This is a genomic window from Leeuwenhoekiella marinoflava DSM 3653, assembly GCF_900129005.1.
Taxonomy (GTDB): domain Bacteria; phylum Bacteroidota; class Bacteroidia; order Flavobacteriales; family Flavobacteriaceae; genus Leeuwenhoekiella; species Leeuwenhoekiella marinoflava.
Map to the genome: position 1 here is coordinate 39,810 of NZ_FQUN01000010.1, position 24,859 is coordinate 64,668.

Consider the following 24,859-nt stretch of genomic DNA (forward strand, 5'->3'; position numbering starts at 1 on the left):
AAATGCCTCTCTTATTTACTTACGGAACACTTCAAGATATAGAAATTCAAAAAAAATTATTTGGCCGAAAACTCGACGGTGAAAAAGATATCCTGAAAAAATACAAATTAGGAACCATCAAAATTCCTGAAAATCAGGAACAGACACAGACTTATTTTATTGCAATGCATACAGGAAATAAAAGTGATGAAATTGAAGGAACTGTATATGAATTAAGAGACTTTGAATTGAACATTGCGGACGAATATGAAGGTTACTTTTATAAACGAAAACATGTTTTATTAGCATCTAATAAAAAGGTTATTATTTACTGTAAACCAGATGATAAATAACTTAGTTTAAAATGTTAATTATTTATTAAAATAAATAATTTATACACTATTGAGATTGCCTTATTTTTACTAAATTCTATTCTGTTGCTAATAAAAACCAATCATCAACAGCACATTACGGAATTCCTCATCAATTTCAACCTGTAAATCCTGCTATACGTCTAGCTAAACAAGCAAATACAGATTAAATCCTTTTTTATCAGTTGAATAACACCGCATCTAGATTACTAAAAACGGCTTCAATATTTTAGCGTAAAATCTAAAAGCCGATGAGAATAGTTTTTGTACTTATTTTAAGTTTTATTACCCAATTTACTGGCGCTCAAAAACTGAGTCACTTAGATGGTAATGTGACTATTTCTCTTGAAGATGAAACGATAGATGCAACTTACAAAATCACTCATCTTCCGATAGACACCCAAACGCTTTCATTCAGACTTAATGAATACATCAAAGTAGAATCAATTTCTCTTAACGGGGATCGAATCGCATCAAGCAAGGTCCCTCAAGACTGTAAAGATTGCCTGATTTATACCGTTTTGGTTGGTTGTGAAATTGAAATCAATCCACAATCAGAACTTACCATTGTTACCAAAGGTAAATTCAAAAAGTTTGAAGATTTAAAAGATGCTAAACGCTACAAAGGTCAATTAGTTTATTCAAACGGAGTTTTAAGAGCAGGGAATACAGACAAATGGTATCCTGAAATTGTAAACAAGTCGAGTAATGTTTCAGATTATATGAACCCATTTATATACACCTATTCTATAACAGCAAATTGTGATGAATGCGATAACATTTATATAGGTAAAGGCAAACCTCAACCCAGTGGTTCTGTTTTCACAAATGACAATGTAGCAGGAGATTTAGTACTACTAGCAGGAGATTTAAACTATCATACTGGTAAATATGCTAACTATATAAATGTTCCTGAAAAAGACATTCCGCAATTAGAAACTAAGTTTGCAAAAACTCGCGGATTTTTAGAAGAATTGACTCAGACATCAGATCACAATAAAGTAGTATATGCTCAGATAAGTTCTCCTGTTTATGGCAACGAAAGCACTTATAATACCATCATCAATACAGCTCAAAACGTAGATGCGAATAAAGTAGATTATGCTATTAAAGAGAGTGATGCCTATTATTATCTGGCCAGCAATTTCAAACCGGAAAATCAAGTAGACAGAATGCTTTTACAGTCATTAGCAAAATACGTAAAACTTAGGTACCTAAAAAAATACAGTCCTAATCAATATAACTCACTCAACAGCTATCTTGCTAAAAATGCTGTAGCATCAACACCCACTTCTGGTCAAACGCGTTTGCAGGCATTGCTTATAACTCCTGAACAGTTTGTAGATCTAGAAAGTGCGATTGGTGAAGTTGAAATGTCTCGCTTTATCAGCAATATGTTTCAAAATCTAAAAGTAGGCAAACGCAGCCTACAATCATTTACTGATAGCATGAATCAAATTACTGAGAGAACAGATTATATTAATCAGCTTGAAAAAACCTTAATTTATCAATTTGAAATGAGATCTATTATTCCTGAAAGCGAAGAGGTTATTACTGAATATTAATCTTGAATTAACAACACGATAAACTTTTACTCTTAAGTCGCTATTTATATCTTAATAGCGGCTTTTTTTTTGCTCCACTCCCCGCTTTAAAATCAACACTATCCTGTATATTCGTTTTTTAATTTCAAAAAAGCTGCATATTGAATTCTCAAAAAACTAAAATACCCGTAAAAGCACTCATTTTTGATATGGATGGGACGATGATAGACAATATGATGATTCACCACCGTGCCTGGCAAAAAAAGCTTCAAGAACTTGGGCTTGAAATGACACTGGAAGATGTTAAACGGGACATACACGGCGTAAACAACGAAATCATCAAAAGGCTTTTTGACGATCGTTTTACCGATAAAGAAGTAGCTCAGATCGCTTGGGATAAAGAAGCCGCTTATCGCGAAATCTATGCTGATCAAATAAAATTGCTTCCGGGTTTACAAGAGTTTCTTGATACTGCAAAAGAACTGGGCATCCCCATGGGGATAGGTACTGCTGCGCCTAAAGAAAATGCAGAGTTTGCTATGGAGGCCTTAGAACTTCAACCGTATTTTAAAACGGTTGTACACTCAGATATGGTAGCGCGTGGAAAACCTGATCCACAAGTATTTAAGATGGTAGCAGATGACCTTAATATCAACCTTAAAGATTGTTTGATTTTTGAAGACAGTCCCACCGGTGCTCAGGCTGCTGCCAATGGAAATTCAAAATCAATCATACTTACTACTACGCATACTCAGGATGAATTTTCAAGCATAAACGGAATTCAAACCTTTATAAAAGACTACAAAACCCTCAGTCTGATTAAAGATGAAAATAGAAACTTTTATCTTCAGTTTTAAAATTTCAATATAAAAACCTTCACTAAAAAATTTTCAAGCAATAGCCTTAGATTTTTTTTAAACACATTGACTTTAAATAAAAATGCATACCTTAAAATGAGATCTTTTTTGAATTTTAGGCAAGCCTTAGCGCGTTTTAATCTCGATTATCCAGTAAAAGTGTATTTTTAGGGCTTTAAAAAAATAATCATTTATGAAAAAAATAATGTTAATGACCGGAGTACTTGCAAGTATTCTTCTTGTAAAGTGCGGTCCTAAAATGAATGAATCTTCTAAGCGTTCTGGTAAAAGTGTAGATCTAACAAATGTTGATCCAATGCCTTTTGCTGAAAGTATTACAGCAGACGAGTTAAAAGAAATGCTGTATGTGTATGCTTCTGACGAATTTGAAGGTCGTAATACGGGTGAACCGGGACAGAAAAAAGCAGCAGAATATCTTAAAGATTTTTACGTAAGTCAGGATATCCCAGCAGCTTTAGACAGCACCTATTTTCAGACAGTACCAGAAAGCTTTTTTAGAGCAGGAAGTGGTATAAAAGCTTCTGAAAATGTTGTTGCCTATATTAAAGGGAGTACTAAGCCTGAAGAGTATATCGTTGTTTCGGCACATTTAGATCACGTAGGTGTTCGTGAAGATGGTGAGGTATTTAATGGCGCTGATGATGATGGTTCTGGCACTGTAGGTGTATTAGAGATTGCTGAAGCTTTCAATAAAGCTGTAGAAGCAGGTTACAGACCACAACGCTCTATAGTTTTCTTACACGTAACGGGCGAGGAAAAAGGGTTGTACGGTTCGCGTTATTATGCTGAGAATCCTATTTTCCCTATCGCAAATACTGTAGCCGATTTAAATATTGATATGATTGGTCGTGTTGATGATGCACACGCAGATAATGAAAATTACATCTATTTAATAGGTTCTGATAAGTTGAGTACTGAGCTAGATAGCATTTCTACTGCTGTTAACAACACGTATATGAATATTGATTTGGATTATACTTATAATGATGAAAACGATCCTAATCGTTTTTATTACCGTTCTGACCATTACAACTTTGCTAAGCAAGGTGTACCTATCATCTTTTACTTTAATGGTGTGCATGCTGATTACCATAAAGTTTCTGATACTCCAGATAAAATCAATTATCCTATGCTTGCAAAACGTGCACAACTTGTGTTTTTAACAGCTTGGGAATTAGCAAATCGCAAAGACCGAATTGTAGTTGATAAAACTTCGTAATACTTGGTAAAATGATTATCTCGATTATTGAGTAAAAATTTTAAAAGAGCCTCTTCTATTTGGAGGCTCTTTTTTTATTTAAAACCTAATTTTATCACAACAACCATTTCCTATTAACGAATTATGAAACACTGGATTGATAAAATCTTACATTTTAAAAGCGAAAGCGTTACGCTTATTCCTTTAAAAGCAGAGCATAAAGACGGACTTCTAAAAGCAGCTTCAGATGGTAAACTCTGGGAATTGTGGTATACTTCTGTTCCTGATGCCAACTCAATAGACTCTTATATTGCTACTGCTTTAGACCAAAAAGAAAAGGGGCTAGAATATCCGTTCACCATAATAGATACACAAACTGAAGCGCTTATAGGTTGTACCCGTTTCTACAATTTACAACCCGAGCACAGACGGCTGGAAATAGGATATACCTGGTATGCCAAAAGTTATCAACGCACTGCTGCAAATACACAATGTAAGTATTTGCTTTTACAATACGCATTTGAAGAATTGAACTGTATCGCTGTACAAATCGTCACCAACTGGTTTAATATAAAATCTCGAGAAGCTATTGCGCGTCTTGGTGCAAAACAGGATGGTATTCTGCGCAATCATCGTCTTAATGCAGACGGAAGCTATCGCGATACTGTTGTTTTTTCTATTACAGAAAGTGAGTGGATTGGTGTAAAGAAATCATTAGATTATAAATTGAACCTCTATAAAAACTTATAATATGCAACAGTATATTGCGCTCTTGCGCGGGATAAATGTAGGTGGACACCGAAAAGTACCGATGGCAACGCTACGCCAACTAATGAGTGATCTAAACTTTAAAGAGGTAAAAACCTACATACAAAGCGGGAACATCATTTTTCTATCTGATGAGAAACATACCGAAACACAATTAGCTAAAATTATAAGTAATGCTATTTTAGAAGAATTTGGATTTGAGGTTCCTGCAGTTGTTAAAACTGCTGATGCTATAAAAAAGGCTGTTGAAGCAAATCCGTTTAGTGCTGAACCTATTGAAACCTTACATCTTACTTTTTTAAGTGAAATACCAAAACCGGAAGATGTTGCAGCTTTAGACCAAAACAGCTTTGCTCCTGATCAGTTTATAACAAGTACTTCTTATGCATACTTAAATATTCCCGGGAAATACCATAAAACTAAAATCTCAAATGCTTTCTTTGAGAAAAAACTAAACCTTAGCGCCACCACCCGCAACTGGAAGACCGTTTTGAAGTTGGTTGAATTAATAAAGTAATTCTTTATTCTTAGAGTCAACCTTTAAATACATAAAATATGAAGTATGAAGTTGGAAATGCCGGATATCCGTATTTATTTAGATATAGACCTGATACTAAATACACACTAGATGAAATTAAAAATAACATTGCACTGCGTTTTTTTATTCAGTTTTATAATATTCGTCATAATGATGTTTAAATTCAGATTGCATTAAGTCAGATGTTATACCACCAAATTGGATTTCAAATCCGTCGCTGTCCATTCCAATAAAATATGCTCCCCAACCTTTCAATTCGGTTTGCTTGTTGTCGAAAACTTTTAATTCGGGAATTATCATTGTATTGATAAACTTGTCTTCTGGAGAATCATCATTAATTCCAATTCCATTTTTAAGCAATGTTCATCACTGGAAAAAGCCCGAACGAAAACGGAAAAACCTGATTCGTTTGGGGATTGACTATGATCACGCCTATGCTTGGAGCCGTACCAGAATGGGCGGTTGGGCAGTTGCCCAGAGTCCTATTTTGCGTACCACCATTACCGTAGAACGCTTAAAAATGAAAGGTTATGTTAGTCTAATCGAATACTACAATCGATGAGTTTCATTGTTGAACCGCCCAGTACGAGACCTGTACGCTGGGTGGTGTGAGGGGTGCACTCCATCATTTGTTGGCGGAACCATCCACTCGATTGGGTGTATTTTTTTGAGGGTAATTACCCTTTTTTTTATATTTTAATAAAAAATTAGTCTATATTCGCAGGGTTAATACTCTTTTTATGAACGAGTCCAGTTTAGATAATCTTTTAAAATCAATTTTTTCTGACAGCGAAGACCTTGATGTTAGAGGGGAATTTGAGGAGAAATTGAAAGAATACAATATTAGTAAAACTAAAGCATTAAAACTCCTGAAAATTGACAAGGATGTTTTTGAACAAATTATCTCTGGTACTGCGAAGCAACCTAATCTAATTCATGTTATTAAACTTGCTGAGTTTTTGGATATTGACATAAATCGCTTTGTAAAAGTTGTTTTAAAGAATCAAAATGAAGAGAACGTTACGTCAATTGATAATGCAAGAAAAGCTACTTTTTTATTAAAGAATTTTGATGTCAAGACGTTGACGAAATTAGGTTTTTTTGAATCTGATTATGGAACTGATGAACTTGTACAGAAAGTTTTAGATTTTTTCGGATATGAATCTATCCGAGAATATGAGGAAGAACTTGAAGAACCGTTATATAGTCGTACAAAAAGGAATTTTTCTGATAAGATGAAAGATTTCTGGGTAAAGTCTGCGTATCAAACCTTCAAGATTATCGATAATCCCCACGAATATGACAGAGAGAGATTAAAGGACTTAATAATAAAGTTAAAGCCATATTCGCAAGATGTTCAGGATGGGTTGTACACTGTTTGTAAAGCTTTATATAACATTGGAATTACTGTAATCTTTCAAGATTACTTATCTACCACTCAAGTTAGAGGAGGAACATTTATTATTAATGGAAAACCTTGTGTAGTTATTACAGATTTTAATAAAAAATATTCAACAATTTGGTTTACACTTATGCACGAGTTGCATCATGTATTATTTGATTTTGACCTTATTGAGAAAAATAGTTTTCATTTGACTGGAGATGATGATTTGTTTCTTATTGAAGAAAAAGCTGACTCTTTTGCAAGAGATTATTTTCTCTCTGTGGATAAATTCAAGTATATCAAAAAATACATTAATAATTCTTTCCTAGTTTCAAAATTTGCTAATGAGAATGAAATCCATGAATCATTAGTTTACACATTTTTTACTTGGTACATGGATAAGTTATACAACAAAAGTTATCATGCGGCATTTAGAGAATTTTATCCAAACTACAAAAATGCAGTTGGTAAGTTAAATCCAATTTCTTGGAATGATGATAGTATCAAAGTGGCTAGTGAAAGAATAAGAAATATTTTAGAAATTAAATAATTACAACATGGCTGAAGATAATAAAAAGAAAAAAGAAGAATTAAGCGAGGCAGATATTGAAAGAATGGAATTGCTGCAAAAAGCTAATGAAAAAGTTGGCAAGCAATTATCCATAAATACTGAAAAAGGTAATCTTGAGGAAGTTGATGAACTTAGAGAACTTATTGGCAAAGAATTCGAAGATCCTGAGGAAAAGTATAATATTTATTACAGAGGAATAAGAAGACTTTTAATGGATTATCTGCCAAAAGGTAAAGAGTTTAAGGAAGCAAGAGACATTATTTATGACGAAAAGAATATTTTCTTAAATCTTGGGAAAAAGAAGTCTGATAATAATGGCATTCGGAAATCAGATGGACGTATGACTTTTCAACCTGTTATGAATGAAATATTGGACATTATAGTTTCATGGGTAGCAGAATCCCAAAATCCATTTGATCTCTACAGAGAATTTTATGAATTGAACGAAAGACATGGTTATGGACATGAACAATACGATAAAACTTCTCTTAGTATTGCAAAATCTATGTATAAGTTAAGTGAAAAGGACTAAAATCGTAATTAAAAATTACACCCAACTTGTTATATCAACACTAAATATATACATATCCCCGCAAAATTTGCGGGATATCATCACTTTTTGACAATGATATCCGTTTAGTCCTGATAGGACTTGATGCTTTAATGATAAGATACTGTACAATCAAAACTGACTCCCCTCGCAGATACCTAGCCGCTACCCTATTTCAAATTTATTTACTTCCTTTTATAGTACCGCTTTCCTCAATAGCTTCTGGCAGTTAACGTGCAGGCAAAGTCGGAGTGCCACCACACTCCTACCACAGTGCAACCACATTCCTACCACACTTTACCACACTTTTTATGGTTAAATACGGTAGCAAAGTGGTTATAAGTTAGTAGCGCCTAGACTAATCTCAGAACGATACGCTTAGTAGACCGGGAGTAAAATAGGAGTGTGAGAAAAATCGGTTTAGGTATTGGGATAGCATACTTATTATTAAGGATTTATCGCAGTATTCCGGAGGGCAAACCGCTATACTTAGACAGCTGGCTATTTCATAACAAACTCTTATCAGCTTTTTAAAACAGCTTTTTAGGGATTGTGTTTCTTGAAAAGGTAGCATTGCATCCGTAACTATTTGATGAGCCTCAGCCTTGTACCTCCCATAGCGTTAGCATACCGTTACCCTGCCTTTGCTATGCAGTATCCCCGGGTGAAACGTGGGTGAACCTCGGGTGGACTACGGGTGAACCTTGGGTGAATGGAGCTCTGGAAATGTTTAAAATGGAATAATGGCAGCACGGAGTACTCGCTGCAGGTAGTATGGCAAGCTGCTCTTTAAGATCTAACTTATAAAAAAAAGCCTTCCCCCTATCCTAGGCTGTGCGGTTAAGATAAAAGTGTCTTAGCCTAGCGTTGCTAATATAAGGCATTTTTAAGGCCTTGTCAAGAGGTGAGCCTATACAGATCATTAGACTTTGCTGAGCAGCGTTTACTAAATTAGTGTCTTCCTATTTTCCACAAAACACTATAAACGAAAAAATCCCTGCATTTCTGCAAGGATTTTTACTTCCGGGTGGAAGATCGGTCTCGAACCGACGACCTCCTGAACCACAATCAGGCGCTCTAACCAACTGAGCTACAACCACCATTTGTTATTTTTGTCAAGCTTTATCTTGACTTGGTGCTCTAACCTCCCGATAGCTATCGGGATGAGCTACAACCACCATTTTAAAACATATTTCGCTAGCGAATTATGCGGGTGCAAATGTAATGCAAATCCATATTATGGACAATACATTCTTTCAAAAAATTTATATCAAATCAAAAATAGAGTCCACAGCCGGGTAGCGCTCTACGGTAAAACCTTCTGCATAGTCCGTCCCTATAAGTCTTCCTAAGTCCTGAGCCCTATATTTTACACTATCTTGAAAGTTCTTACTAGAAATTGGGGTATTACTATCTGGATTATTAGGATCGTAAAACTGAGAGCTATATGCTAAAACAGACTCCATTTTTACATCCATAAAACCACTTATATCAACAACTACATCAGGTTGCAGGTTTTTCCATTGAATGTAATGATACACATGTTTTGGTCTCCAGGCTTCCTGAGCTTCTCCATCCAGAGTTGTCACAACCTTTTTCAATCCGCTTAGAAAGCAAGCATCACTTGCTAATTTGCTTCCTTTACCGTGATCAATATGTCTATCATCAATGGCATTACACAACACGATTTCAGGTCTGTATTTGCGTATGATCTCAATAATTCTCAGTTGAGATTCTTTATCATTCACAAAAAAACCGTCTGCTAGTGCTATATTTTCCCGCGTACTCAATCCAAGAATTTCAGCAGCTGTTGCTGCCTCTTGATCTCGTATTTCTGCTGAACCACGAGTTCCCAATTCACCACGAGTTAAATCTAATATTCCGGTTTTTTTACCTCTACTGGCTTCCTTTGCAAGTACTCCACTACAAGAAAGTTCTACGTCATCAGGATGTGCACCTATCGCAAGTATATCTAATTTCAATTGGCTTATTTTTAATTCAATTGTATAAGTCGGTCTTTAAACATTTTACTAACCCCTATTCTGTAGTAATTAGGTTATAAACTAAAATTCAAACTGTCTTTAACCACTTTTTCTAACGCTTGTTCCAAATCTGCAATAAGATCTGCCTTATCTTCTATCCCTACAGAAAAACGTAATAGACCATCAGCGATACCTTGGTGAGCACGCTCTTCTGCACTTAATAAAGCATGTGAAGTTTGTGCAGGAGATAAAATTGTAGACTCTACTCCTGCTAAACTCATAGAAGGTTTTATAAGTTTTAATTCTTTTAAAAATGCTTCAGCATCTAGTTCGTCAGCAAGTTCAAAAGATAACATTCCGCCAAAACCGCTCATTTGTGATTTTGCTAATGCATAATCCGGATGCGATTTTAATCCGGGATAATACACAGCTTTAATATGAGTATTTTGATTCAACCACTTCGCCAGTTTTTTAGCATTTTTATTTTGTTGTTTTACCCGTAAAACTAAAGTCTTTAAACTGCGCTCCAACATCCAAACGGTAAAATCGCTTAAGCTTCCACCTAGATTTTTGGCCTTATGCCAAATCTGTTCCATATGTGCTGCAGATGCAGCAACAGCTCCCGCAAGAATATCACTATGACCGCCCATATATTTGGTAGCACTGTGAATAATGACATCTATACCAAACTCCGCAGGATTCTGATTTACAGGAGAAGCAAATGTATTGTCTATCATACTTACAATACCTTTAGATTTTGCCAACTCAGACACCATTTTCATATCGGTTACCGTCATTAACGGGTTGGAAGGTGTTTCGATATAAACCACTTTAGTATTGGGTTGTATTGCCTTTTCAAAATCAGCTTTTTGCAATCCGTCGGTAAACGTATATTCAATTCCCATTTTAGAAAACTCCTCTTCAACGAGATTAAACGTCCCACCGTACAAAGTCTTCTGTAAAACAATGTGATCCCCGGCATTTAAAAAAGCAAGCAAGGCTGTACTTACAGCTGCCATACCGCTACCAAAAACCATCCCGGCTTCTGTACCTTCTAATGCCGCAATCTTTTTGCCAAGCATTTCTTGATTAGGAGTATTAAAATACCGCGGATAACGCTTCACATCAACATCTTCATAAGCATAAGACGTTGACATATAAATAGGTGAAATCGCTCCTTTAAACTGCTTATCTGCTACCTCACCTACGTGTGTACAAATGGTATTTAAACCCGGTTTTTGCTTGGTCATAATTCTATTTTTGTAAATCGCCTCAAGGCAAGCCCACAAGGAAATTATTTGTATTTAATTTAAAAACCGAATTTACAAAAAGACCATTTAAAATGACGTTAAGACTCTTCTAATTGAAAGGATATTTAAGCATACATCTGCTTTTTCTGTTATAACTTCGCTTGCTCTAAATTTTTATATGAATCTTACTTTTGATACCTATAAGCCTCAATATGCTGACGCTTTTAAACAACTCAACCTGCACTGGCTGGAGCGGTTTTTTACGGTAGAACCTCACGATGATGATGTTTTAAGCGACCCCGAAACCCACATTATAAAACCCGGAGGAGAAATCCTGATAGCGCTTCTTGACAATAAAGTCGTTGGTGTAGTGGCGCTGATGCCTGATGAAAACGGGGAGTATGAACTCACAAAAATGGCAGTTGATGTAATGTTGAGAGGTCAAAAAATAGGACAACAACTTTTAGCTCATTCGCTAGATTTTGCAAGTCATAAAGGTTTAAAAACACTTATTTTATACTCAAGTCGTAAGTTAGAAAATGCCATTCACCTCTATCGTAAATATGGCTTTGTAGAAGAACCGCTGCAACAACCCAATCCGTATCTGCGAGCCGACATAAAAATGCGGATTCAACTTTAAGGTTTTACAATTTCTTTAATAGCCTAACCGGCTTATTATTAGTTTATTTGCTATTAAAACTACTGCGAAATGAAAAAACTTATACTTACAGCGTTTACAGCTATGGCACTTATTAGCTGTAAAAATGAAAACAAATCTACAGAAGAGTCAGCTTCAGAAACTGAAGAAATGGCAATGACCGAAGATTCAAAAGCTGTAGAAACTGAGTTTAACATCACTCCTATTGAGCACGCCACTGCTGTATTTGATTTTGGCGATAGCGTTTTTTATATCGACCCTGTGGGTGGCGCTGAAGCATTTGAAGGGCAACCAAAACCAGATGTGATTTTGGTTACAGATATACATGGAGATCATTTAAATGAAGAAACGCTTGCTGCAGTTGCTGTTTCTTCAACCACAATATTTGCACCACAAGCTGTTGTAGATGCATTAAAAACTGATCTCAAAAATCAAGTTACGATCATTAATAATGACGAAACAAAGAATTGGGATGGTTATTCTTTAACCGCAATCCCCATGTACAATTTGCGTGAAGAAGCTAAGCAGTTTCACACTAAAGGTCGTGGTAATGGTTATGTTTTAGAAAAAAATGGGCTGCGTATTTATTTCTCAGGTGATACAGAAGACATCCCGGAGATGCGCAATCTTAAAGATATTGACAAAGCATTTATTTGTATGAATCTACCGTATACAATGACCGTAGCAAGTGCAGCAGATGGCGTTATTGCTTTTAAACCTAAAGAAGTATATCCATATCATTTTAGAGGTCAGGACGGACTAAGCGATGTAGAAAAATTTAAAGGCATCGTAGACTCTGCAAATATAGGAACAGAGGTTATCTTTCTAGACTGGTATCCTAACGGAGCTCAATAAAAGAAGTGAAAATTAAGTCTAATCCCGATTCTAAGTATCAAGTTTAGACTTTCAAAAACAGAAGCTTCAATACGGCAGAATACGTTATTTTTAATGTCCATTAATGCGGAAAATCAACCTAAAATCATTCCTTATGAAATCTGTCTTTTTTAGCCTGAGTTTGATTCTTTTATGTGCTTGTAAAAACACTGAAACAAAAACTGAAAATACTATGAATACTCAGGAAGAACTTAAAAACGAAATTCCTTTTTATGTTGGCACCTATACAGATGGAGACAGCGAAGGTATTTATAAACTAAGTTTACTTGAAGACGGAAGTTTTACAAAACCGGTACTTGCCGCTAAAGCTTCTAATCCTTCTTTTCTAAGTTTCAATTCTAAGAAAGACATTCTTCTCGCTGTAAATGAAAATGACCCGGGTACTATTGAATCTTTTAAAGTTGAAGGTGATACCTTACTGCAAGTTAGTAAATCACAAACCGGTGGTGCACACCCCTGCTTTGTTACTATAAACGATAAGGGTTATGTTTTGGTTGCTAATTATTCCGGTGGGAATTTAGGACTTCTTAAACTGGATAATAAAGACGGGAATTTATCTGAACTGCTGGATGTAGAACAGCACGAAGGTAAAGGGACTACAGATCGTCAGGAAGGTCCACACGCACATTCAGCGTGGTTTATACCAGACGGAAGCGAAATTATTTCAGCTGATTTAGGAACCAATCAATTGTGGTTCTCAAAAATCAATACTAAAACAAACAAGCTAGAACCGGCTAAAACTCCAAAACTAGATTTCCCTGAGGGCGCTGGCCCACGTCACTTGGTTTTCCATCCTAAAAATGACTTTATCTATGTTTTAAACGAACTCGACAATACCATTGCTCAGGTTGCAAAAAACGATGAAAACTATTCGATTACAAGTATCACTTCTATTTTACCGGAAGGTTTTGCAGAGTACAGCAAAGCGGCAGATATACACATCAGCAAAGACGGAAAGTTTATATATGCTTCAAACCGCGGTCATAATAGCATCGCCATTCTTGAAGTGACTGCAGATGGGAGTTTAAGCCTATTAGCTAACGAACCGACAAAAGGAAAGGATCCTCGTAATTTTCAGTTGACACCCGATGAAAATTTTGTGCTTGTTGCTAACCAAAACAGTGATAATCTGGTTTCGTATAAGCGTGATTCAAAAACCGGATTGATGACTTATGTTTCTGAAATAAGCACTCCAGCGCCTGTTTGTATTTTGTTTGAGTAGTAGAATTTATTATATTTTGATCTATTCAAAATATAATATTATGAAACGCTTTGCAGTTATTTTTTTAAGCACGCTCGCATTTATAATCTGTTATATCGCTATTTGGTATCTAACCCTGTGGATTTTCCCTAACTTTAAAGGAGCTCTAAAAGCTGCTGTCTGTGCCGGAATTACTGTGATTTTAACTCCTAAAGTATCACACATTTCATCACAGTCAGGTAGACAAACAGTGATTTCCTGGTTACTATTAGGTAAAAGCTGGGTGGTCTAGTTCTGAGTGACATACCATTTTCACCTACTTTACCTGTTTACCGCCTAACCAAGTTTGATTAACTTTTAAATTAGGGATTGAATCCTCGTCTACGGTCATAATATCTTGATCCATGATGATAAAGTCTGCAAATTTACCAGACTCTATGCTTCCTTTTTCAGCTTCTTCAAAATTAGAATAAGCAGCCCAAATAGTCATTCCCCGTAAAGTTTCCTCACGAGATAATGCATCTTTCATCTGAAAACCGTTTTCGGGATATTGCATCAAATCCTTTCGGGCTACTGAAGCATAAAACGTGTAAAACGGACTCACTTGCTCCACCGGAAAATCTGTTCCTAATGCGATGATACCTGCTTCATCTAATAATTTTTTATAAGCATAAGCGCCTTTCATACGGCGTCCTCCCAGACGTTCTTTTGCCCAATACATATCACTGGTAGCGTGCGTAGGCTGTACCGATGGTAAAATATTATCATCAAAATAATCAAAATCTTCCGGTGAAATTATCTGCGCATGTTCCACTTTCCAACGGCGATCTGATTGGCCCTTTAATGCTTTTTCATACGCTTTGAGCACTACAGTATTGGCTGAATCTCCAATAGCGTGGGTATTCATCTGCAAATCGGTTTTTGCTAGTTTTTGAGCCAAACTATAAATACTATCTACAGGAGTAACCATTGCTCCATAATGTTTATGTCTATCGCTATACGGTTCGCGTAAAGTTGCTCCTCTCGATCCCAGAGCGCCATCTCCATAAACCTTAACCGAACGTACGTTAAGCTTATCGGTTTTTAAAATTCCTTTTTTTATAAAATAATCTACATCTGCAGTATTGTTACTAATCATTGCATAAACACGCATATCAAGCGCATCTGCTTTTTGTAAACTGTCAATAAGCATAATCGTGCTTCGGTCTAACCCGGCATCATTCACTGTTGTTAAACCGTAATCAAAACAATATTTCTGAGCATCCTGTAAAGCTTCTACAGCTTGTTCCCGAGTCATTTTTGGCATAATCGCATTTACCAACTCCATCGCGTTGTCAATAAGAACACCGGTAATCTGATTGTTTTCTTTGATAATTTCACCGCCTTTGATACGTGTAGTGTTGTCTATCTTAGCAAGAGCTAATGCTTTTTGATTCACTAGTAGCGCGTGCCCATCAATACGCTGTAAAACCACCGGAATATCTGGAAATAACGAATCTAATTTACTCTTGTTAGGAAACTCTTTTAAATCCCAGTCGTTTTGATCCCAACCGCGACCATAAATAAATTCAGAAGGATTTTCAGTTTGGAAACCGGTTACCCGTTGTACAACCTCATCGTAACTTTGAGTACCTACTAAATCAACATTTTGGAGCGTTTGACCAAATCTAAAAAAGTGACAATGTGCATCAATCAGACCTGGTAAAACTGTTTTCCCTTTTAAATCATGAATTTGGTCAGACTGATAATTTGCCTGAATAGAATCGGTAAGGCCAATGGCAACAAACTTGCCATCTTTAACCGCAAAAGCTTCCGCTTTAGCAAACTCTTTATCTACCGTATAAACCGTTCCATTTATAAAAATCGCATCAACAGCTATTTTATCTGATGTATGATTTTGGCAGCTGCCAAATAATGATAAAGCTAAAAGGAGAAAAATTACAGTACGCATAACAAATTATTTTTGACGAATGTACAAATTAAGATAGCAACCTGTAAAACAAAAAAACTCCCGAAATTCGGGAGTTTTCAATGTCAATTTTTATAAAAATTACCAATCAAAACGATAGGTAGCTCCTGCCATTCCTTGAATACCTTGCACCGGATAATTTACCCAACGCTGGTAATTGTTACCCAATGCATTATTAACCCGTACAAAAAAGCTCAACTGATCGTTTAGGCGATACCCTGCATGAGCATTTGCATCAAAAAAGTTCTCTACATTAACTGTTTGCGGATTAGATGCAATAAAATTAGTTTTTATATCTACCTGATCTTTGCGCTCACCAACATAGAATAACGTCACACCAGCAAACCAATGTTCATCAATCTGATAATCTGCAAAAAATGAAGCTTTAAAATCAGGTAAATTCCATGCTTCCTCTTCTACACTGGTATCATAAGAAAATACTTCTCCATTTACACGCATTTTCAAGTTGCTGTTTACGTCAAAATTTAATTCCCCAAAAAGCGATAGCGTTTTTAAGTTGTCGTTTACCACACCAAATGAGTTTCCATACTGATAGTTCTCTGCTCCTGTAACTGTTGTCTCAGAAACAGATCTAAAGTTATTTCGATATAAAAGCCTGTTATCTTGAGCTAAATAACTAGCGCGTAAGTTATAACTCATAGCACTGCTCAATTTACCTTTAATACCCGCGTATAAATCGTATTTCTGATCTGTAGGAGAAAGTGAATCTATTGTAGGTGAAATAAACGGATTTTCGGTAGCTAGCTCTTGATAGCTGTTTTGCATCAAGCCCCCTTCTAGACCACCATAAGCAATGAAATATTCGTCAACTACGTTATACGAAGCCCGTACACTAGGATAGATATTGATGTTTGTTTCCTCTTCATTAGGGTTTAAATCTGTTGCAACAGTAATACCTAAATCTAAGGTCAAATCGTCTTTTAAGATTTGCAAACTAGGATTAGCGCTCACTATTAAATGACTGTATTCTATTGCTGTAGAATTCACATAATTGCGATCAAAACTTCCGTTTAGGTAATCTAATTTTAAGTCTAAGCTAATTTTTTGATCTGTAATTGGAATCATAAATTCCGGAGCTACGACAGCTCTAATTTCACTAGACTCATAAGAATCTCCAAAATATCCTACTCGAGCCGTAGCACCTTCAAAAAAGCCTTCGTTAAACTCAATACCTCCACTCAAACCGGCCTGAAAATAACTATGAACAGGATCTATTGATTCAATCAAGGTAGGAGAAGTAGCTACTGCCTCATCTACACCATACCAATTGAATAATTTATGACCTACATCTAAATCTGTATGCCAGTTGAAATCACGATTGCGAGAAGAATAATTTAAATTAAGGTCTGTATCGTAAAACTGATTATCTAAAACCACATCTTCGATCTCTCCTTGTGACGAATTGTGATTTAAATATATACCGAAATTAGAATCGCGGTCTATCTCAAAATTACTGTAAAATTCAGCTAAAGCTGTTGTGTATGTACCAAAGCCTAAGCGTACATAATTATCGAACAACTTCACTCTTTTTACTTTTTCTACCTGAGCGGCCTTAGCTTTAGCAGGCGTAAAGGTCGAAGCTACAGGAACAGAAAATATCCCATAGGTCACTTTTTTCTTAGCCGTATTAACCGAATCGTTAAGACTAGGTGTCGCTTTTACTTTAAATGCGTCACCTATTTCTGGCGTATAGGGTTTTACAACATTTACTACCTCGGTACCCAAATTATCTTTATCCTGAGCTTGTGCAATTCCTATTACACTCCAAATTAAAGCTGTAGTGAAAATTGATTTTATATTCTTAATCATAATTGATTTTCTAATTAGGTGTTTCAACAACTGAAAGCGTTCTGTTGAATTTTAGTTTTCTTCTAAAGATGAATTCGTTTTAGCTTCAGCTGCTTTAATACGTACTAATTCTTGTTGAGCTTCTGCTACAACTTCAGGATAATCACTAAAGTTTGAAATCACGTTATCTAAAATATAGGTCGCCTGATACGCATCTTTCAGTTCATAAAAATTCTTTGCCATTAGCACAAGACCTTTTGCGCCATATTCTTTATAACCGCTATAATCTTTAGCCAGTTTTTGCACCGAAACATTAGAGTCTTTATAGTCAGCATTTTTGTTCTTGAAATAAGCGTCGTAATACAAGGCTTCAGCTGCCAATGCACCGGTTGCAATTTTTGAAACTTCGGCATAAGCACTTGCAGCTCTACTCTCATTACCAGTTTGCATTGCACTTCGCGCAATGATTACCTGAGCGTCACTTTTTACTTTATTATCTATTTTAGAATTGCTCAACACCTGCTCTGCATAACTCACCGCATTCTCGTACTGCTTAAGTTCATAATACGATTTCATCAAGTTACTTTGAGCAAAAATGAGATTCTGTGCACTGTCTGCTTCATTTTCTAGACGCTTCAATACAGGCACCGCATCTGTATAATTACGTTCACTAAGATATACCTGACCTAAACGAGCTAAAGCTTGTTCTGTAAATTCGCTGCGTTGTTTTTCAATCACATATTTATAATGTGGAATGGTCTTCGGAAATTCATTCTTACCAAAATAAAGTTGGCCCAAATAGAAATGTGCTTCCATTGCCCGTTGCCCATTAGGATAATCGCGCAGGTATTTTTCAAAATTCTGAATCGCTTCAGGATTGTTGCTGCCCACCAATTGTTTTTCTGCTGAAGAGAATGCAGCATCATCTAGTTCTGCATCTTCTACCGAAATATAATCGAGACTATTTGCCCAGCGACCGTATTCTTCAACCTGCCCCTTATCTATATAAATCAATTTAGCAGAAGCTACCGCCTGAACACCTTCTGGAGTTCCCGGATAGTCCTGAGCAACTCGTTTAAAAAGATTTAAGGCCTGATCACTTCGGTTTGTATTGTCATAAATAAGCGCTTTTTTCAGCTGTGCTTTAGCAGAAAATTTACTTTTAGGAATTTCTCTAACTAAACGATCATAAGCTTGAATTCCGCGTTCGTTATCACCGGTAGCAACATAGGTATTCCCCAATTCATACAAAGCATCATCCCGATAACTAGACTGTGGAAACTGATTAGCAAAATTGCTAAGACCTTCTATCTTTTGAGCGTTACGATCTACAAAACCATAGCTTATAGATTTCTGAAAAGTTGCGTAATCCTTATTTCCACCGGGCATTGCGATCGCTTCGTTATACGCTTCCATTGCCGGCCAGTATTCACTATCAATAAAGTGACTATCACCTAAACGCATATACGCATCCATTTTTCTCACATTATCTGCAGCAGCTGATTTTGTATACTGACTGAAATATTTTGTAGCCTGATTGTAGTTTTTCTTCTTAAAATAGGCGTAACCTAAGTTATACGCCAGATTATCATATTCTGACAAGGAGCGCGCCGCACTGTTTTGCTCAAACTGCTTAAACGTAAGCAGTGCATCATCAATACGGTTTATGGTGTATTCACTTTCTGCTTTCCAATAGAGTGCTCGAGCTGTAAATTCTGCGGTGCGGGGTTCACTCAAGGATTTTTCAAAATTGAGGATTGCCCCCTGAAAATCCCCGTCGTTATATAATTCGATTCCACGATAAAAAGCAACTTTTTGATAAGCAACTTTATCATCAAAATTGCGGTTGTTCTCAATAAGGTCCATCGCCCCTTCATAATTCTTGGAAGTGATATAAGAGTCAATAAGTAAGTTTTGAAGTTGCTGACGCTCCGGCGTATCAGGATACTGGTCTAAGTAATTACTGATTGCTACCGGTGCAGGCTCATACGCATTACCTATCTCATAACTCAGCTTTGCATAATTAAGACCACTATCTTCTTTAATTTTCGGCTCAAAGTCCATTTGATACGCATTGCGAAAAGCATTCAATGCTTCTTGCTTTTTATCAGATTTGAGATATGCGTCAGCAAGATGATAGTATGCATTTTGAGCAACGCTGTTTTTTCCGTCTATAATTTTATTGAATTCGCCAATTGCAGCAGCATAATCGCCTTGCTTGTAATATGCATAACCCAATTGGTAATAATCGGTATTCGTCCATTTACCGCGTTTCCCACGATATTCTTTTAAATATGGAAGCGCTTCATCAAACTGACCGAGGTTAAAATAACTTTCACCAATAATCTTATTCAATTCAGATTGATCCAGTCTGTTTGCAGTAGGCAATTGCTCTTTAGCAAGCTTTATAGCTTCCTGAAAGTTCCCTTGCTTAAAATTGAGATCTGCTTTAAAATAACTCAGGTCTTCGCGGGTTCCTTCTTCGGCTTCTACTTCTTCAAAAAGCTGACTTGCCTCTTCATAGTCATCGTTTTCGTATGCCATAAAACCTTCATAATACTTAGCCTGAGCTCCATATTTTTCAGAATTACGCACCCGGCTGAAATATACTTTTGCCTCTTGCGGACTTTTAGTTTTTAAGTGCACATAGCCCATATTGAAGTTATAACGCTCCAATTCATTCCAGTTTAAACGAGATAAATCTACCTGCTCGTACCAGCGTTTAGCAACAGAATACTTTCCGTTCTCATAATAATAATCAGCCACATCTTTATAAGCTGAGTTGCGTTTGGTACTGGTAGGATATTCTTTTACAAATTTTTGCATCGCGGCATCGGCTCCACTCTGATTGAGACGTACTGCTGCATTGGCGATATAATACGCACAATCACCTTCTATAGTAGGATCTGTGGTTTTCTCTTTTATTTCTGAAAAAACAGTCTGAGCTGCCAGATACTGTTTGCTGTTATACAGCGTTAGTGCCTTGTTATACTGGGCAAGTTCGTTTGTGAAAGCTGCAGATTGTTGCGCGGTAACAACCGGCAAAGTGAGCAGCATGAGTAGTGCCAGAACGGCATATTTCTTAATCATAAATGTCGTGTTAAGTTGCAAAAGCAGCACTATTTAGAACCTTAAATTCTAAAAGCAACTACCGTTAATAACGTTACAAAACTAGGATAATTATATATAGGGAGGCCTTCTTATAAATAAGTTCTTAATGCTTATTTTAAACGAGTTTTCAACAGCTTAGAGAAGTTCTTCAAATGAAATACTTATTGTATTTTTGACATTAGATAAATCTATCAACTCTTAGTCATTTTCTATGTCTACACCGGTATTGCAACTTCAAAATGCTTCTATTTTTCAACGCGAAAGCCTTATTCTTTCTGATGTGAGCCTCAGTATCAACAAAGGTGAATTTGTATACCTCATCGGTAAAACCGGAAGTGGAAAAAGTAGTTTTATGAAAACGCTTTATGGGGATTTACCCCTACAACAAGGGCAAGGAACCATTGTAGATTATGACCTGAAAACGCTTAAAGAAAAACATATACCTTTTTTAAGACGGAAATTAGGCGTAGTCTTTCAGGATTTTAAACTACTGAATGACCGAACTGTAAAAGAGAATCTCAAGTTTGTCTTAAAAGCTACCGGTTGGAAGAATCAAAGTGAAATGGATTCTAAAATTGATGAGGTCCTCGATAAAGTTGGAATGAAAACCAAAGGATTTAAATATCCGTACCAACTCTCAGGTGGTGAGCAGCAACGGGTTGCAATCGCCCGTGCTCTTCTGAATGACCCGGAGTTGATTCTTGCCGATGAACCTACCGGAAATCTTGATCCGCAAACTTCTGTAGAAGTAATGGGCGTCTTACAAGAGATCAATAAAAACGGAAACACCATTCTTATGGCAACCCACGATTATGCGCTGTTACTCAAATATCCTTCAAAAACCCTTAAATGCGACGGAAATAAGATTTTTGAAGTCGTACAAAAAACGATTTAAATATCTTCAGGGATATGCTATCTATCCTCATACCGGTTTATAACACTTCGGTAACCGAATTGGTTTCTCGAATTCGCGGGATGCTTGAATTTGTGGATATTGATTATGAAATCAGAATAGCTGATGATGCTTCTACTAACGAAATTTCAAAAGCCGAAAATCAAGCACTGACTAAAAATCAAAACTGTTACTACCACGCATTAACTATAAATAAAGGTAGAACAGCTACCCGTCAGTTTTTAGCAGAAAATGCACAATACAATAATTTGTTGTTTTTTGATGCAGATGTAATGCCGCTACGCGAAAATTTCCTAGAAGTGATTCTTGAATATGTAGGCAAAGCTTCGGTTGTTTTTGGAGGAGTGGCTTATCCTGAAAAACCAACTGATAAAACCCAATTTCTACGTTATTACTACGGAAAAAGCAGAGAAGCAAAATCTGCTGCTGTCCGCAATAAAAAGCCTTACTTATCCTTGATTAGTCAGCATGTATTGATTGAAAAATCAGTTTTTCTAGCTTGTAATCCTGCTGAAGAAAATGCTTACGGACTGGATATCTACTTTTCCTATTCACTTCAAAAACGAAATGTATCTGTTTTACACATTGACAATCCTACTATTCATTTTGGTCTGGAAACTAACGCTCAGTACTTGTTAAAAACACAAGAAGGTTTACTAACAATGGTTAACCTTGAAAAAGCCGAAAAACTCCCTGACGATTTCCGCCCACTACAACATTTAGCTTCGACCTTAAAAAAAATAGGCATTCAAAAACAGGTTGTGAAAATCATTAAAAAGCAAGAATCACAAATCGTTAAAAACCTCTGTAGTATTAAACCCAACCTGTGTTTATTTGACCTGTACCGTCTTTGTTATTACTTAAAACTGAAGCAGGATGCCTAAGATTAGTGTCATAATCCCGGTTTATAATAAAGCTGCCTATTTGCAAGAAACCATTCAATCTGTGTTAGCGCAAAGTTTTACAGATTTTGAATTGATTCTTATAAATGATGGTTCTACAGATCACAGTTTGGATATTTTACAACGTTTTTCAGATGCCCGTATTCGCATTATCAATCAGGAAAATCAAGGTTTATCTCAAACCAGAAACACCGGTGTTTTAGCTTCTAAAGCTGATCTTATCGCCTTGCTAGACGCAGACGATCTCTGGCTTTTTGATCATTTAGAATCACTTATAAAACTTACGAATACTTTTCCTGAAGCCGATTTGTTTGCCACCGGTTATGAAGATTTGTACCACAGCAGAAATCCTATAAAACCCAAACTAAATCTTGATCTAAAAAAAAGGCAACTCATCACAGATTTCTTTAAGGCTAGTCTACATCAACCTTTAATAATACCCAGCTGCATGGCTTTCACTAAAGCTGGTTTCTTGGCTATAGAAGGCTTTAAAAATTCAATCACTTACTCAGAAGATGTTGATTTTTTGATACGAGCGAACCTCAAATTCAAATTAGCTTATGATCCAAAGACGACTTGTCTATATCGCTTAGATGTACCTCATCAAATAAGCAGTCAAAAAAAGAGCGAACTTCAAGTTCCTAAATTTGGTGCAATCCTTCGGGCTAATCCTGAAAACCAATCGCTATGGAAGTATATTCAGTTTAAACGGTACTTTTTGTGCATTTTTTATAAAACCGAGGGAAGAATGGATTTGTTTAAAGAGCTTATAGAGAAACTGGATCCTTCGGTACTCAATAACAAACAACGTTTTCTATTAAATTCTCCAAGACTCGTCTTGATTGTAATCCGAAAAGTAAAATTATTTTTATTGCGAAGAGGCTTTCGCTTTACGACTTTTTAAACGCTAAAAATTCATCAAAGTTTCTGATGTAGTCTGACTCCTCAAAGACATCGCTTGCCAAAACCAAACAAATCCCTCCACTGGAAAAATTATCGAGTTCGCGCCAATATCCATTAGGAATCAACAAACCTTCATCGGGTTTGTTGAGGGTGTAAATTTGAGTTTCAAAACCGGTATTAATCAGCACATCAAAACTACCGGAAAGTGCAATTAAAAATTCGCTCTGCTCTATATGCGCGTGACCACCGCGAGATGCACCACTTGGAACATCGTATAAGTAATAAACCCGCTTAAATGCAAACGGCAAAATATCGTTCTCCAATACCGAAAGATTGCCTCTGCAGTCTTGAATTTTAGAAAGTTTTATACGCTCAATACGATTCATAAACTTGATTCAAATAATGCTCCCACTGGTTAGCGATCTTAAGAGCATCAAATTTACAAATACCTGAGCGGCTTGAAACTTTAAATTGATTTCTTAATTCCTCATCGAAAGCCAATTTATTCATCGCTTGTGTCAAGGCTTCAAAATCATTATGAGGAATTAAAATCCCATTAGTGCCGTCAAGTATTTCTGCCGGACCGGTGGGACAATCAGTTGCTACAACCGGCGTTCCGCAGGCCAAACTTTCTAAAATAACCCGAGGAAATCCTTCAAACTTGCTGCACAGTACCGTATAAAGTGCATTTGCGACATAGGGTTCGGGATCTTTTACAAAACCTTCAAAAACAACCTGCTTTTCCAAACCCATTTTTTTAGCTAAAGCCTTGAGCGCATCAAGTGTTTCTCCTCGGCCCAGAATACGTAAGTCAATATTCACTTGTGGCAACTTGCTTTTTGCGTAGGCTTCAATCAATTTGTCTACCTGTTTCACTCCCGGAATCAAACGTCCAGAAGCGAGAATATACTTACGTTCAATGTGAGTTGGTATCGCATAGCTTTCCTGATAATCCTTCAGGTTTATAGCGTTAGGAATTACCGAAATGTTTTTCAGTTTGAAACGATCTTCAATACTCAATTTAATACCTTCCGTCAACACGCAAATCGGTTTTGTTTCAAAAAGTTTTCTGGTAAGCGTCGACGTTTTAGGAAAATAATAATCCAAATGCGAACTACGCACCATATAAACCGTTTTGACTTTTCGGTATAAGAACTTCTGAATCAAAAGTTCTTTTAAGGCACTTTTTCGCATCCTAAAATCTAGAACAATATCAACCTCCTGAACTTTTAAATATGTTTTAAATAGTTGTAAGCGTCTCGCTTTATTCAGTAGATCGTTGCGTTCATTTTTGTGCAAACCCAGATTCAATAACTGAGCTTTAAACTTGTAGCCTATTGTGTTCGTTATCGTCACCAAATGTACATTAAAACCTTTATCAGAAAGCATTTCGGTTAGCAAAGCAGCAGATCGCTCTGCCCCACCACCGGCTAGTGACTCAACGAGAATACAGATATTTTGAGGTTTTGATTTCAGAGATTATGTA

Annotated in this window: 24 protein-coding genes and 1 tRNA gene; 16 read left to right on the forward strand and 9 right to left on the reverse strand. The window is 36.3% G+C overall.

Annotated features, from left to right (window positions below):
- The first annotated feature begins 2 nt into the window (after positions 1–2).
- The 6 genes from BUB91_RS09885 (at position 3) to BUB91_RS09910 (ending at position 5,255) form a co-directional block, all read left to right on the forward strand.
- Positions 3–332, forward strand: coding sequence for a gamma-glutamylcyclotransferase family protein (locus tag BUB91_RS09885; protein WP_073099083.1), 330 nt, complete (start codon positions 3–5; stop codon positions 330–332).
- 269 nt (positions 333–601) lie between these two features.
- Complete coding sequence (locus BUB91_RS09890) at positions 602–1,915, forward strand: hypothetical protein (RefSeq protein WP_073099084.1); 1,314 nt, start codon at positions 602–604, stop codon at positions 1,913–1,915.
- A 140-nt stretch (positions 1,916–2,055) separates the two neighbouring features.
- The gene (locus BUB91_RS09895; protein WP_241652600.1) at positions 2,056–2,751 is read left to right on the forward strand and encodes an HAD family hydrolase; all 696 of its coding nucleotides are present in this window, start codon (positions 2,056–2,058) and stop codon (positions 2,749–2,751) included.
- A 193-nt stretch (positions 2,752–2,944) separates the two neighbouring features.
- Positions 2,945–3,991, forward strand: coding sequence for a M28 family metallopeptidase (locus BUB91_RS09900; RefSeq protein WP_073099086.1), 1,047 nt, complete (start codon positions 2,945–2,947; stop codon positions 3,989–3,991).
- 123 nt (positions 3,992–4,114) lie between these two features.
- The gene (locus tag BUB91_RS09905; protein WP_073099087.1) at positions 4,115–4,720 is read left to right on the forward strand and encodes a GNAT family N-acetyltransferase; all 606 of its coding nucleotides are present in this window, start codon (positions 4,115–4,117) and stop codon (positions 4,718–4,720) included.
- 1 nt (position 4,721) lies between these two features.
- On the forward strand, positions 4,722–5,255 hold the full coding sequence (locus BUB91_RS09910) for a DUF1697 domain-containing protein (RefSeq protein WP_073099088.1): 534 nt from the start codon (positions 4,722–4,724) through the stop codon (positions 5,253–5,255).
- A 144-nt stretch (positions 5,256–5,399) separates the two neighbouring features.
- Here BUB91_RS09910 and BUB91_RS21020 read toward each other — a convergent pair whose 3' ends face one another.
- Positions 5,400–5,576 carry a hypothetical protein gene (locus BUB91_RS21020; RefSeq protein ID WP_164917855.1) on the reverse strand — a complete coding sequence of 59 codons (177 nt, stop codon included), beginning with the start codon at positions 5,574–5,576 and terminating at the stop codon, positions 5,400–5,402.
- A gap of 13 nt (positions 5,577–5,589) precedes the next feature.
- Here BUB91_RS21020 and BUB91_RS09915 point away from each other — a divergent pair, with 13 nt between their 5' ends.
- The 3 genes from BUB91_RS09915 to BUB91_RS09925 all read left to right on the forward strand — a co-directional run bounded on the left by BUB91_RS09915 (position 5,590) and on the right by BUB91_RS09925 (position 7,763).
- Entirely contained in the window at positions 5,590–5,838 is a 249-nt protein-coding gene (locus BUB91_RS09915) for a hypothetical protein (RefSeq protein ID WP_241652599.1), read from the forward strand.
- A 178-nt stretch (positions 5,839–6,016) separates the two neighbouring features.
- Positions 6,017–7,210, forward strand: coding sequence for an ImmA/IrrE family metallo-endopeptidase (locus tag BUB91_RS09920; RefSeq protein WP_073099089.1), 1,194 nt, complete (start codon positions 6,017–6,019; stop codon positions 7,208–7,210).
- Positions 7,211–7,217: 7 nt separating this feature from the next.
- A complete protein-coding gene (locus tag BUB91_RS09925; protein WP_073099090.1) occupies positions 7,218–7,763 on the forward strand; it encodes a hypothetical protein in 546 nt (181 codons plus the stop codon).
- A 1,043-nt stretch (positions 7,764–8,806) separates the two neighbouring features.
- On the opposite strand, the gene BUB91_RS09930 is transcribed toward BUB91_RS09925, so the two are convergent.
- The 3 genes from BUB91_RS09930 to BUB91_RS09940 form a co-directional block, all read right to left on the reverse strand.
- Positions 8,807–8,882 (reverse strand) — tRNA-His (locus tag BUB91_RS09930).
- A 164-nt stretch (positions 8,883–9,046) separates the two neighbouring features.
- Positions 9,047–9,763, reverse strand: a complete 717-nt coding sequence (gene bshB1, locus BUB91_RS09935) for a bacillithiol biosynthesis deacetylase BshB1 (protein WP_073099091.1) — start codon at positions 9,761–9,763, stop codon at positions 9,047–9,049.
- A gap of 74 nt (positions 9,764–9,837) precedes the next feature.
- Entirely contained in the window at positions 9,838–11,013 is a 1,176-nt protein-coding gene (locus BUB91_RS09940; protein WP_073099092.1) for a trans-sulfuration enzyme family protein, read from the reverse strand.
- Between the two features lie 178 nt (positions 11,014–11,191).
- On the opposite strand from BUB91_RS09940, the gene BUB91_RS09945 reads away from it, so the two are divergent.
- From BUB91_RS09945 to BUB91_RS09960, 4 genes are all read left to right on the forward strand, one after another.
- The gene (locus tag BUB91_RS09945) at positions 11,192–11,653 is read left to right on the forward strand and encodes a GNAT family N-acetyltransferase (protein WP_073099093.1); all 462 of its coding nucleotides are present in this window, start codon (positions 11,192–11,194) and stop codon (positions 11,651–11,653) included.
- 69 nt (positions 11,654–11,722) lie between these two features.
- Positions 11,723–12,526, forward strand: coding sequence for an MBL fold metallo-hydrolase (locus BUB91_RS09950; RefSeq protein ID WP_073099094.1), 804 nt, complete (start codon positions 11,723–11,725; stop codon positions 12,524–12,526).
- 133 nt (positions 12,527–12,659) lie between these two features.
- Positions 12,660–13,787 carry a lactonase family protein gene (locus BUB91_RS09955; protein ID WP_073099095.1) on the forward strand — a complete coding sequence of 376 codons (1,128 nt, stop codon included), beginning with the start codon at positions 12,660–12,662 and terminating at the stop codon, positions 13,785–13,787.
- 40 nt (positions 13,788–13,827) lie between these two features.
- Complete coding sequence (locus tag BUB91_RS09960; RefSeq protein ID WP_073099096.1) at positions 13,828–14,058, forward strand: hypothetical protein; 231 nt, start codon at positions 13,828–13,830, stop codon at positions 14,056–14,058.
- 24 nt (positions 14,059–14,082) lie between these two features.
- Here BUB91_RS09960 and BUB91_RS09965 read toward each other — a convergent pair whose 3' ends face one another.
- From BUB91_RS09965 to BUB91_RS09975, 3 genes are all read right to left on the reverse strand, one after another.
- Entirely contained in the window at positions 14,083–15,717 is a 1,635-nt protein-coding gene (locus tag BUB91_RS09965) for an amidohydrolase (protein WP_073099097.1), read from the reverse strand.
- A gap of 99 nt (positions 15,718–15,816) precedes the next feature.
- Positions 15,817–17,565, reverse strand: coding sequence for a TonB-dependent receptor (locus tag BUB91_RS09970; protein ID WP_073099098.1), 1,749 nt, complete (start codon positions 17,563–17,565; stop codon positions 15,817–15,819).
- 51 nt (positions 17,566–17,616) lie between these two features.
- Entirely contained in the window at positions 17,617–20,634 is a 3,018-nt protein-coding gene (locus BUB91_RS09975) for a tetratricopeptide repeat protein (protein ID WP_073099099.1), read from the reverse strand.
- Between the two features lie 232 nt (positions 20,635–20,866).
- Here BUB91_RS09975 and BUB91_RS09980 point away from each other — a divergent pair, with 232 nt between their 5' ends.
- The 3 genes from BUB91_RS09980 to BUB91_RS09990 are packed head-to-tail and all read left to right on the forward strand — an operon-like array spanning position 20,867 to position 23,374.
- Positions 20,867–21,550 carry a cell division ATP-binding protein FtsE gene (locus tag BUB91_RS09980; RefSeq protein WP_073099100.1) on the forward strand — a complete coding sequence of 228 codons (684 nt, stop codon included), beginning with the start codon at positions 20,867–20,869 and terminating at the stop codon, positions 21,548–21,550.
- A gap of 14 nt (positions 21,551–21,564) precedes the next feature.
- On the forward strand, positions 21,565–22,452 hold the full coding sequence (locus BUB91_RS09985) for a glycosyltransferase (protein ID WP_073099101.1): 888 nt from the start codon (positions 21,565–21,567) through the stop codon (positions 22,450–22,452).
- Entirely contained in the window at positions 22,445–23,374 is a 930-nt protein-coding gene (locus BUB91_RS09990) for a glycosyltransferase family 2 protein (protein ID WP_073099102.1), read from the forward strand. Before BUB91_RS09985 ends, BUB91_RS09990 begins: the two co-directional genes overlap by 8 nt.
- Here the strand turns inward: BUB91_RS09990 and BUB91_RS09995 are convergent.
- Together BUB91_RS09995 and BUB91_RS10000 are read right to left on the reverse strand one after the other, a co-directional pair.
- Positions 23,361–23,759, reverse strand: a complete 399-nt coding sequence (locus BUB91_RS09995; RefSeq protein WP_073099103.1) for a sugar 3,4-ketoisomerase — start codon at positions 23,757–23,759, stop codon at positions 23,361–23,363. The genes BUB91_RS09990 and BUB91_RS09995 overlap by 14 nt on opposite strands.
- On the reverse strand, positions 23,746–24,762 hold the full coding sequence (locus BUB91_RS10000) for a glycosyltransferase (RefSeq protein WP_073099104.1): 1,017 nt from the start codon (positions 24,760–24,762) through the stop codon (positions 23,746–23,748). Before BUB91_RS10000 ends, BUB91_RS09995 begins: the two co-directional genes overlap by 14 nt.
- Between the last annotated feature and the right edge of the window lie 97 nt (positions 24,763–24,859).